The 9,887-nt window shown below is 68.3% G+C and carries 13 protein-coding genes and 1 pseudogene; 3 read left to right on the forward strand and 11 right to left on the reverse strand.

Going from position 1 to position 9,887, the window contains the following annotated elements; translation table 11 throughout:
* The first annotated feature begins 258 nt into the window (after positions 1-258).
* Positions 259-939 (forward strand): hypothetical protein, encoded by a 681-nt coding sequence (locus tag G7B71_RS14990; RefSeq protein WP_166042379.1) that lies wholly within the window; start codon positions 259-261, stop codon positions 937-939.
* Here G7B71_RS14990 and queE read toward each other — a convergent pair.
* From queE to G7B71_RS15030, 8 genes are all read right to left on the reverse strand, one after another.
* Positions 931-1,557 carry a 7-carboxy-7-deazaguanine synthase gene (gene queE, locus G7B71_RS14995; RefSeq protein WP_166042380.1) on the reverse strand — a complete coding sequence of 209 codons (627 nt, stop codon included), beginning with the start codon at positions 1,555-1,557 and terminating at the stop codon, positions 931-933. The two genes, G7B71_RS14990 and queE, sit on opposite strands and share 9 nt — an antisense overlap.
* Complete coding sequence (gene queC / locus G7B71_RS15000; protein WP_243406268.1) at positions 1,554-2,246, reverse strand: 7-cyano-7-deazaguanine synthase QueC; 693 nt, start codon at positions 2,244-2,246, stop codon at positions 1,554-1,556. The genes queE and queC overlap by 4 nt, the downstream gene beginning before the upstream one ends.
* A 188-nt stretch (positions 2,247-2,434) precedes the next feature.
* Complete coding sequence (locus G7B71_RS15005) at positions 2,435-3,352, reverse strand: Hsp33 family molecular chaperone HslO (RefSeq protein ID WP_166042382.1); 918 nt, start codon at positions 3,350-3,352, stop codon at positions 2,435-2,437.
* A 39-nt stretch (positions 3,353-3,391) separates the two neighbouring features.
* Positions 3,392-4,333, reverse strand: a complete 942-nt coding sequence (pip, locus tag G7B71_RS15010) for a prolyl aminopeptidase (protein WP_207774819.1) — start codon at positions 4,331-4,333, stop codon at positions 3,392-3,394.
* A gap of 50 nt (positions 4,334-4,383) precedes the next feature.
* The gene (locus tag G7B71_RS15015) at positions 4,384-5,571 is read right to left on the reverse strand and encodes an aspartate aminotransferase family protein (RefSeq protein WP_166042386.1); all 1,188 of its coding nucleotides are present in this window, start codon (positions 5,569-5,571) and stop codon (positions 4,384-4,386) included.
* 162 nt (positions 5,572-5,733) lie between these two features.
* On the reverse strand, positions 5,734-6,087 hold the full coding sequence (locus tag G7B71_RS15020) for a hypothetical protein (protein ID WP_166042388.1): 354 nt from the start codon (positions 6,085-6,087) through the stop codon (positions 5,734-5,736).
* Between the two features lie 111 nt (positions 6,088-6,198).
* Positions 6,199-6,537 carry a hypothetical protein gene (locus G7B71_RS15025; RefSeq protein WP_166042390.1) on the reverse strand — a complete coding sequence of 113 codons (339 nt, stop codon included), beginning with the start codon at positions 6,535-6,537 and terminating at the stop codon, positions 6,199-6,201.
* Positions 6,538-6,634: 97 nt separating this feature from the next.
* Positions 6,635-7,471: an ABC transporter permease gene (locus G7B71_RS15030; protein WP_166042392.1), complete on the reverse strand. Its 837-nt coding sequence runs from the start codon at positions 7,469-7,471 to the stop codon at positions 6,635-6,637.
* 61 nt (positions 7,472-7,532) lie between these two features.
* Between G7B71_RS15030 and G7B71_RS15035 the strand changes: the two genes are divergently transcribed.
* Both G7B71_RS15035 and G7B71_RS15040 read left to right on the forward strand, forming a co-directional pair.
* On the forward strand, positions 7,533-8,219 hold the full coding sequence (locus G7B71_RS15035) for a GcrA family cell cycle regulator (RefSeq protein ID WP_166042394.1): 687 nt from the start codon (positions 7,533-7,535) through the stop codon (positions 8,217-8,219).
* Positions 8,220-8,360: 141 nt separating this feature from the next.
* The gene (locus tag G7B71_RS15040) at positions 8,361-8,528 is read left to right on the forward strand and encodes a hypothetical protein (RefSeq protein ID WP_166042396.1); all 168 of its coding nucleotides are present in this window, start codon (positions 8,361-8,363) and stop codon (positions 8,526-8,528) included.
* Positions 8,529-8,575: 47 nt separating this feature from the next.
* Here the strand turns inward: G7B71_RS15040 and G7B71_RS15045 are convergent, their stop codons facing one another.
* The 3 genes and pseudogenes from G7B71_RS15045 to G7B71_RS15055 form a co-directional block, all read right to left on the reverse strand.
* Entirely contained in the window at positions 8,576-9,001 is a 426-nt protein-coding gene (locus G7B71_RS15045) for a GtrA family protein (RefSeq protein ID WP_166042398.1), read from the reverse strand.
* Complete coding sequence (locus tag G7B71_RS15050; RefSeq protein ID WP_166042400.1) at positions 8,998-9,693, reverse strand: spermidine synthase; 696 nt, start codon at positions 9,691-9,693, stop codon at positions 8,998-9,000. Before G7B71_RS15050 ends, G7B71_RS15045 begins: the two co-directional genes overlap by 4 nt.
* A pseudogene (locus G7B71_RS15055) lies at positions 9,690-9,887 on the reverse strand (hypothetical protein); the annotation flags it as partial. The pseudogene G7B71_RS15055 and the gene G7B71_RS15050, both read right to left, overlap by 4 nt.

Below are 9,887 nucleotides of genomic sequence, written 5' to 3' on the forward strand. Positions count from 1 at the left end.
CGGCACCGCCCCGCGCGCCCGCGACCGCGCCGACGAGACCAGGCGCAGCCGCGCAGCCCCGCCTCCCGCCGAGGACGCCGACGATTCCCCGCCCGGCGGGGACCGCGGCGGCAATGCCGTGCAGGGCAATATTACGGGCCTTTGAGCCCGCCGGCCCGGCAACCGCGACGAAAAAAGACCGAGAACGGTTTCACGCGCGCGAAATCCGCTTTAGGCTCGCGGCATCGCTCCTGCGTCCCGGAGCCGGCGGAGTTTGGAATGAAGCATCTCGCGCACAAGCTGACGATCCGAATGGCGGCCGCCGCCATAGCCCTTGCCCTGCCCGCCACGGCGCAGGCCCAGCTGTTCTTCACCGACCCCAATTTTGAGCGCGGCACCGTCGAGCCGGGCGACCCGGTCATCGGCATCCCGCTGCCCGGTGCCAGCCAGGCGGAGCTTCGCGCCGGCCTGCTGTGGAACCTGCGCGCCGGCCTCAACGTGTCGGCGCTGCAATGCCAGTTCTCGCGCTACCTGCGCTCGGTCGACAATTACAACGCGATCCTCGATCACCATTCCGAGGAGCTCGCCGTCGCCTACAGCACGCTCGAGGGCTATTTCCGCCGCAATGCCGCGAACACGCGCGCCGGCCAGCGCGAATTCGACCAGTGGAACACCTCCACCTACCAAAATTTCTCGAGCCTCTATGGCCAGATGGGCTTCTGCCAGGTCGCCGCGGACGTCGCCAAGGAAGCGCTGACCCGGCCCAAGGGTCAGCTTTACGAGGTCGCCCGCGGCCGCGTCCGCGAGATGCGCAGCGCCCTTCGCCCGTCCGGGGACCGCCTCTTCTCCGAGTTGCCCGCGCTCAGCGCCCTTCAGCCGTTGCCGCACACGCTGTTCAACGGCCCCAGCTGCGCCGGTCTGCGCGGCCGCGAGCTGCGCCGCTGCCAGCAGTCACGGTAGCCCGATCAGCTTGTGGGTCTGGACCCCGAGCCGCCAGCGCGGCTCGGCCATGACCAGGGCGATCGACGCCTGAAGCGAGGCTTCGCGGTCGGGGCCGTCGAGCGGCTGGATGATGAAATGGCGGAAATCCCAGCCGAGCAGTTCGGCAGGATCGATTCCGGCCTGTGGCCACACCAGCTTCAACTCGTCGCCTGAGCGCTGGACGACCGGATTGGCGCCCTTGGGGCTGACGCAGATCCAGTCGAGCCCCTCCGGCGCGGCCTGGGTGCCGTTGGTCTCCACGGCCACTTCGAAGCCACGCGCGTGAAGGGCCGAGATCAACGCCGGGTCCGCCTGGAGCAGCGGCTCGCCGCCGGTCATCACCACCAGCGGCCGGGCGCCTTCCCCCCATAATGCGGCCACCTTGTCGGCCAGCGCCTCGGCCTCGTAGCGCCCGCCATTCTCGCCATCCATGCCGACGAAGTCGGTGTCGCAGAAAGTGCATTGGGCGCTCGCCCGGTCCTGCTCGCGCCCGGTCCACAAATTGCAGCCGGCGAAGCGCAGGAACACGGCGCGCCGGCCGGCCTGCATCCCCTCGCCCTGGAGCGTCAGGAAGATCTCCTTGACCGCGTAGCTCATGCCCGCACCGCGTAGCGGGTCGGATCGGCGATGCCCGCTTCCTCGAAGCCCTTGGCGCGAAGCCGGCACGAATCGCACAGGCCGCAATGGGCGCCGTCCGCGCTCGGATCGTAGCACGACCAGCTGAGGCCGGTGTCGATGCCGAGCCGGGTCGCCTCGGCGACGATGTCGGCCTTGGTCATGTCCATCAGCGGCGCGTGGACGCGGAACGGCTGGCCCTCGACGCCCGCCTTGGTCGCCAGCCGCGCCATCTCCTCGAACGCGCGCACGAATTCGGGCCGGCAGTCGGGATAGCCCGAATAATCGAGCGCGTTGATGCCGATGAAGATGTCGCTCGCCCCGCTCGCCTCGGCGAGGCCCAGGCACAGGGTCAGGAAGATCGCGTTGCGCGCCGGCACATAGGTGACCGGGATGGCGTCCTCGTCGACGCCGCCCTTCGGAACCGCGATGTCGGCGGTCAGCGCCGATCCGCCGAAGCGGCTGAGATCCAGCGGAAGGACGATGTGGCGATCGACGCCGAGCGTGTCGGCGATCCGCACCGCCGCCTCGAGTTCGACCCGGTGGCGCTGGCTGTAGTCGACGGTGAGCGCGGTCAGGCCAAAGCCCTGCTCGCGCGCGATCGCGCCCACGGTCATCGAATCGAGACCGCCGGAGAGGAGGATGATCGCTTGCTTGCCCATGGACGCCATGGCGGCGCAGCTAGGTGCTGCGGCCGCGATACTCAACAGGGGAACGAGCCGAAAACAGAAACGGGCCGCCCGATGGACGGCCCAGTTTGGCTGCTAGAGCCATCTAGGGAGGAAAGCGTGTCCATCGGACACAAGAGTCTCCCTAACACCGCTCGACTAAACCCCCGCTTAACGCGGGCGCCTGTTTTCTATGGCTCGAGGTCGTCCGTGGCGATCGGGAAGCTCTTCGAGCAGAATTCGCAGTCGACGCTGATCGTGCCGTTCTCGTCGGCCATGTCGGAGCGCTCCTCGTCGCTGAAGCGGGCGATGATGCCGCGGACATGCTCGGCGGAGCAGCGGCAGCCGCGCACCAGCGGCACGGCGGCGAGGACTCGCACCTCTTCCTCGTTGAACAGCCGCCACAGCAGGGTCTCGACCGGCAGGTCGACGTCGAACAGCTCGTTCGACCGGATCGTCTCGGCGAGGATGCGGACATGCTCCCACTCGGGATGGTCGAGGCGGGTGTGGAGCCGCTCGCGCCCCTCCTCGCCCTCCGGCAGATGCTGGAGGAGGAGGCCGCCGGCGACATGGCCGGTATCGTCGATGGCGATGCGCACCAGGCTGGGGATCTGCTCGGACTGGGCGAAGAAGCTCTGCGCCGCCTCGGCCAGGCTGTCGCCTTCCAGCGGCACGATGCCCTGGTAGCGCTCCTTGGTCGCCGCCTGGTCGAAGGTGATGGCGAGATAGCCCTTGCCGAACAGCTGCGCCAGGCTCGGCAGCGCCGGAGTCTCGGCGAGGCGCTCCATGTCGAAGCGGACATAGCCGCGAAGCTCGCCGCCGCGATAATCGCACACGAGCAGGTCGACGATTCCGGACTCGGTCTGCGCCTGGAGGGTGAGCTGGCCGCCAGCGTCCTTGAGCATCGCGCCGAGCAGGGCGGTCAGGGTCAGCGCCTCCGACAGGATGCGCGCGATCGGCGCGGGATAGGCATGGGCCGACAGCACCTCGTCGAGCACCGGCCCGAGGCGGACGAGGCGGCCGCGCGCGTGACGGTGCGGCAAGGTGAAGCCAATCGCCTCGTCGAGGTTGGTGACCGAGGCGGGAGCGGACGAAGGATTTGAAGACATCGCGGCCATATAGGGCACGCGGTCCGCCGATTCAGCCCCTCAGGTTGCGAAGCGGTCCGTCGCCTCGATCAGGCGGTGGAGGATGCCGGGCTCGTTGAAGGCGTGGCCGGCGTCGGAAACGATGTGCATCTCCGCCTCCGGCCAGGCGCGGTGGAGGTCCCAGGCGGTCACCGCCGGGGTGCAGGCGTCATAGCGGCCCTGGACGATCACTCCGGGGATCGCCTTCAGCCGCCCCGCGTCACGGATCAGCTGGCCGTCGTCGAACCAGCCGCGGCTGATCATATAATGGTTCTCGATGCGCGCGATGGCGATGGCGTAGCGGTCCTCGGTCACCGTCTCGACGAGATTCGGGTCCGGGATCAGCTTGACGGTCGCGCCTTCCCAGCCGCTCCACGCCTTGGCCGCCTCGAGCTGCACCGCCGGGTCGGGGTCGGTCAGCCGGCGCTGATAGGCGGCGGCGAGGTCGTCATGCTCGGCGGCCGGGATCGGCGCGAGATATTTCTCCCATTCGTCGGGGAACAGGAAGGACGCGCCCGACTGGTAGAACCAGTCGATCTCCGACCGGCGCATGGTGAAGATGCCGCGCAGCACCAGCGCGGACGTCCGCTCGGGATGGGTCTCGGCATAAGCGAGGCCGAGGGTCGAGCCCCACGAGCCGCCGAACACCAGCCACTGCTCGGCGCCGATCATCTCGCGCAGCCGCTCCATGTCGGCGACGAGGTCCCAGGTCGTGTTCGCCTCGAGCGAGGCGTGGGGGGTCGAGCGGCCGCAGCCGCGCTGGTCGAACAGCAGGAGGTTGTAGCGCGCCGGATCGAACAGCCGGCGGTGGTCCGGGCTGCAGCCCGCGCCGGGACCGCCGTGGAGGAACACCGCGGGCTTGCCGTCGGGATTGCCGCACAGCTCCCAATAGAGCGAATGGCCGTCGCCGACGTCGAGATGGCCGCTGCGATAGGGCTCGATTGGCGGGTAGAGAGTGCGCAGGGTCATTCGCTGAAATCCATCATGCAACCGATTGTCCGGGGAAGCAGGCGTCAGGCCGCTTCGGGAAGCTCGTACTGGCGCGCGGCCTCGGACAGCTTCTCGACGAACTCGGCGATGTGCGCCTGCTCGATGACCAGCGGCGGCAGGATGCGCATGACATTGTCGCCGGCGGCGACGGTGAGCAGGCCATGGTCGCGCAGGTAAGTGACGAAGGCGCGGCTGTCGGTCTTCATCTTGAGGCCGAGCATCAGGCCCATGCCGCGAACGCTGTCGAACAGATGGTCGTGATTGGGGATCATCTGCTCCAGCGCGCCGCGCAGGCGGTCGCCCATGGTGCGGACATGGGCGAGGAATTCGTCGTTGGCGACGACGTCGAGCACCGCCTGGCCTGCCGCCATGGCGAGCGGGTTGCCGCCATAGGTCGAGCCGTGGGTGCCGACGACCATGCCCGCCGCCGCTTTCTCGGTGGCGAGGCAGGCGCCCAGCGGGAAGCCGCCGCCGATGCCCTTGGCGGTCGCCATGATGTCGGGGGTGATGCCATATTGCTCATGGGCGTAGAGCGTGCCGGTGCGCGCGACTCCGCTCTGCACCTCGTCGAGCACGAGCAGCAGGTCATGCTCGTCGGCGAGGCGGCGAAGGCCCTGGATGAAGTGCTTGCTGGCCGGGCGGATGCCGCCCTCGCCCTGCACCGGCTCGAGCAGGAAGCCGGCGGTGTGCCGGTCGATCGCCGCTTCGGCGGCCTCGAGATTGTCGAACTCGACGACCTTGAAGCCCTCGAGCAGCGGCGCGAAGCCGTCGATCATCTTGGGCTGATCGGTCGCGCTGATCGTCGCCATGGTGCGCCCGTGGAAGGCGTTGCTGAAGGTGATCAGCGTGTTCTTGTGCGGGTTGCCGTGATGGTGGTGGTAGCGGCGCGCGGTCTTGATCGCGCATTCGACCGCCTCGACGCCCGAATTGGTGAAGAACACGGTGTCGGCGAAGGTGAGGTCGACCAGCCGCTGCGCCAGCTTCTCGCCCTGCGGGCTGCCATAGAGGTTGGAGACGTGGATCAGGGTCGCCGCCTGGTCCTGGATCGCCTTGGTCAGGACCGGGTGGCCGTGGCCGAGCAGGTTGACCGCGATGCCGCTGGCGAAATCGAGATATTTCTCGCCTTTCTCGCCATAGAGATAGACCCCTTCCCCACGCACCGGCCGCACCGGCGAGCGCGGATAGACGGGCATGAGCGGCGTGATCGACATCGTGGCGAACTCCTACGGGCGGGCGGTTGGGGAATGCCGTCGCTATAGGGGGTGGTTCGAACGAGCGTCAAATGGTGGCGCGACGAAGTAGGGCCAGGAGCGGTCCCATCGCCGCTCCTGGCCCTCCTCCTTCCGTAATCGCTCCGTCAGGCCTCCCGGCCGTTACCAGCCGTTGCGGTGCCCGTCGCGGCGCTCGTCGCGGATTCGGTCGCGCAGATTGTCGATGCGATCGGCAATGTCCTGCACCTCGCCGCGGTCGAGACCGTTGCGGGCGAAACGGAGCAGGCGCTGGCGCAGTTCCCGGGCATGTTCGCGAAGCGCGTTATATTCGCCGCCGGAGATGGCTCGGCGCTCGGCCAGCCGCTCGATCCGGCGCTCGCTCTGGCCTATCTGCATGTTGAAGCGCTGCATCAGGCCGCGGTCGCCCGGATAGCCATATTGCGCCGCCGCCGGGGCCGCTGCCAGGCCCGCGGCTATCGCGGCGGCGATTGTCAGGGGGGTGAACTTGATACGCATGTTACTCCTCCTCCTTACAAGGATGTCGGAATAACAACGCGTGGGCGGCCCTCCGGTCCTCGCCTGAACCCTCGAACTGGCTCGGCTCGTCCCGGAAGGCCGGACCCTTACTTACCAGCGGCGGCCGTCGCGGTCGCGGCGCTCGTGGCGCAGGCGGTTCTGGAGCCGGTCGAGCCGGATCTGCAGATTGCGATACTCACCGCGGTCGAGGCCGTTGCGGGCGAAGCGGTAATAGTCGCGCTGGAGCCCGTTGGCATCGCGGCGAAGCGACACCGCCTCGCGGCGCGAGATCCGGCCGTTCCGGAACGAGCGATCGATGCGGTTCTCAAGCTGGTTGATCTCGCGCTGGATCTGGCCGCCCTGGTGGCCATAGCCGTAGCGCTGGGCGACCGCCGGACTGGCGACGACCGTGGCCGAAGCGATGGCGAGAGAGATGAGGACCTTACGCATTACAAACCTCCTTCAAATACTGAGGAGGTCTCTATCGTGCCGCTCCTGTTACGACCCTGAATGGCTGTGACAGTCGCCGTTCAGGCAGCAACCCGCGTCAGGAGCGGATTCGCCAGCCGCGCTTGAGCAGCAGGTAGCACAAGGCGGCGAGGCCGACATTGATCGCCAGCAGCAGCCCCGCGCCGAACAGCACCGGGGAATCCGCGGCTCCGACGAAGCCGTAGCGGAAGCCCGAGATGACGTAGAAGAACGGGTTGGCATGGCTGATCGTGCGGAAGGCGGGCGCAAGCGCGTCGATCGAGTAGAAGGTGCCCGACAGCAGCGAAAGCGGCGCGACTACGAAATTGGTCACGGCCGCGGCATGGTCGAACTTCTCCGCCCACATCGAGGTGAGCAGGCCGAGGAAGCCGAGCATCACCGAGCCCATCAGCCCGAACCAGACCACCGCCCACAGATGCTGCGGCCAAACATGGACGCCCGGCCACAGCAGCATCGCGCCCCACACGGCGATCCCGACCAGCACCGCGCGGGTCACCGCCGCGCCCAGAAGCGCCGCGATCAGCTCCATCGTCGACAGAGGCGGCATCAGATAATCGACGATCGTGCCCTGGATCTTGCCGATCAGAAGCGAGAAGCTGGCATTGGCGAAGCTGTTCTGGATCATCCCCATGACGATGAGCCCGGGCGCGATGAAATCGGCGAAGGCGATGCCGGTGCCGGCCAGATTCACCTCGCGCCGAGCGCCCAGCGCCATCGTGAAGATGGCGAGGAACAGCATGGTGGTGACCGCCGGAGCCCAGATCGTCTGAAGCTGCACCTTGAAGAAACGGCGCACCTCCTTCACATAGAGGGTCTTGAGGCCGCCCCAATTGACGTTGCGGATCACCGGAACGCCGGGATCGGCCTGCACCCATTTCGAAGTCTGGCTGTCCATCGGCACCGTCGCTAGTCGCTGCCGGGGACCCAGGCAAGCTAAGTCCCTGGAGACTGTTTGAATGTCGTGGACCGACGAGCGGATCGATCGCCTGAAGGAAATGTGGAGCCGCGGCATGACCGCGAGCCAGATCGCCGATGAGCTCGGCGCGGTGTCGCGCAACGCGGTGATCGGCAAGGCGCACCGTCTCGGCCTTCAGTCGCGCCCGTCGCCGGTGAAGCCGAACGATGTTCCGGCCCCGGCCGCTGCGTCGGCGAAGGCCCCGGAGAAGGCAGCCGAAGCCGCCGAACCGCCCGTCGACGTGTTGTCGACCACGAGTCTCGACGTGCCCGGCGAGCCGCCCTTCGACCTCAAGGACGAGGATGAGGCGGACGAGGCCCCGGCGCCCGCCGCCGCTCCGACCCCGCGCACGCCGCTCGCCCGCTCGATCGGCCCCGGCGGCTTCGAGCGGCAGATGCCCGGCGAGCAGCAGGCGCCGATCCCGCCCGCGCCGCCGCGCCGCCTAGTGCCGGCCAAGCCGAGCCCCGAGATCGCCGACAAGACCAGCCTGCTCGACCTCAACGAGCGCATCTGCAAATGGCCGATCGGCCACCCCGGCGAGCCCGATTTCCACTTCTGCGGCAGGTCGGCCAATCCGGGCTTCCCCTATTGCGTCGAGCATTGCGGAGTCGCCTACCAGGCGCAGCTTCCGCGCCGCGACCGCAAGCCGCCGCCCCCGCTGCCCTTCGGCGGCCCGCGGGTTCGGTAAGTGCCGGGGCCGCCCGCCCCGACATCATTCCGGATGAACAAGAATACCGGGAACTTACGGTAAGGTTCGGGAGTTTCTTTCTTTGATCCCCCGCCCATTCGGCAGGAAGAGATTCAATAGAAGAAACTCGCGGAGCTGTAAGTGTCGTTGGTTGATTGCGTTGAATATTATGAGCGCCGGGCGGAAGATCATGTCGAGTTGGCGCAGAAATCCTCTAACAGTCAGGCGGTGAAGGCTCATTACGAGCTGGCCACTGCCTATCTCGACCGCATCTACGGCGGCGCGGCGGACGAAAAGCCGCCGGCCTAGAGCGCCGGCTGGCGCCTTGCGGCCAGCTCCCGGCGAAGGGCGCGCCCCTAGACGCTTCGGAAGTTGAGCGTGGCGTTCAAATAGAAGACGATGAGCCCGCCGACCACCGACACGATCACCCGCGCCACCAGATAGTGGAGCGGGGTGAATGCGAGGATCGCCGCATAGAGCGCCATGGTGACGGCGAGGCCAATCCCGGCGTTGAGCAGGAAGTAGACGAAGCCCGCACCGACGCTGCGCTCCGTGCCGCGGAAGATCCAAGTCCGCCCGAACACATAATGGAGCCCGTTGGCGGCGATGAAAGCGATCGCGGCCGCGCCCAGCATGTCCATCCCGCCTGCCTGGACGAGCACCCAAAGCAAGGCGAGGTCGATCGCGAACACGCCGCAGCTGACCACCGTGTTGCGCGCCAGCAGCACGCCGACATGGCGCGATACGAAACGCCCCAGCCCCGCACGCGCTGCTCCCGTCATTCAGCCGCCGCAGCGGTGGCCGGACCGTTGGCCGCGAACCAGATGGTGTGGATCGGCCCCTTGCCGTTCTCGCGCGCCCGGACCCGCACCTCGTCGACCGCGAAGCCGGCGCGCTTCAACCGCTTGGTGAAGGCGGGATCGGCGCCCGCCGACCAGATCGCGAGCACGCCGCCGGGCCTCAGCGCCGCCCGGGCGCTGTCCAGGCCGCGCGTGGAATAGAGGCCGTCATTGGCCTCGCGGGTCAGGCCGTCGGGGCCGTTGTCGACATCGAGCAGGATCGCGTCATAGCTGCCCTTGCCCGCCGCGATCTGCCTCGCGACGTCGTCGATCCGGACCTCGACGCGCGGGTCGTCGAGGCAGTCCCCGGTCATCGCCGCCATCGGCCCGCGCGCCCATTCGATGATCCCCGGAACGAGCTCCGCGACGGTGATGCGCGCGCCTGGCCCGAGCGCCTCCAGCACGGCGCGGAGGGTGAAGCCCATGCCATAGCCGCCGATCAGGACCCGCGCCGTCGCCGGCTGGCGAAGCCGCTCGCAGGTCATGATCCCGAGCGCCTTCTCGGACCCGCTCATCCGGCTGCTCATCAGCTCGTTGCGATCGAGCATTATGATGAAGTCATTGGCGTGGCGAACGAGCCGGAGCGGCGGTCCGCTCGGCACCTCGGCCACCCCGATGACCTCGCGCGGAATCACTTCTTGCGCGCCTTGCGGGCCGCGTAGCGCGCGTCGCGAGCCGCCTTCAGCTCGGCCTCGGTCGGCGCCGGCTTGCCCGATGCCGGGGCGGCGGACTCGCCATGCCTGGGGCCCGACGCCCGCGCGACCGCCTTGGCCGCCTTGGCCTCGTCGGCGGCGCGCTGACGGGCGGCGCGCCGTTCGGCCGCGGCGGC

The sequence above is a fragment of the Sphingosinicella sp. YJ22 genome, assembly GCF_011320075.1.
Taxonomy (GTDB): Bacteria; Pseudomonadota; Alphaproteobacteria; order Sphingomonadales; family Sphingomonadaceae; genus Allosphingosinicella.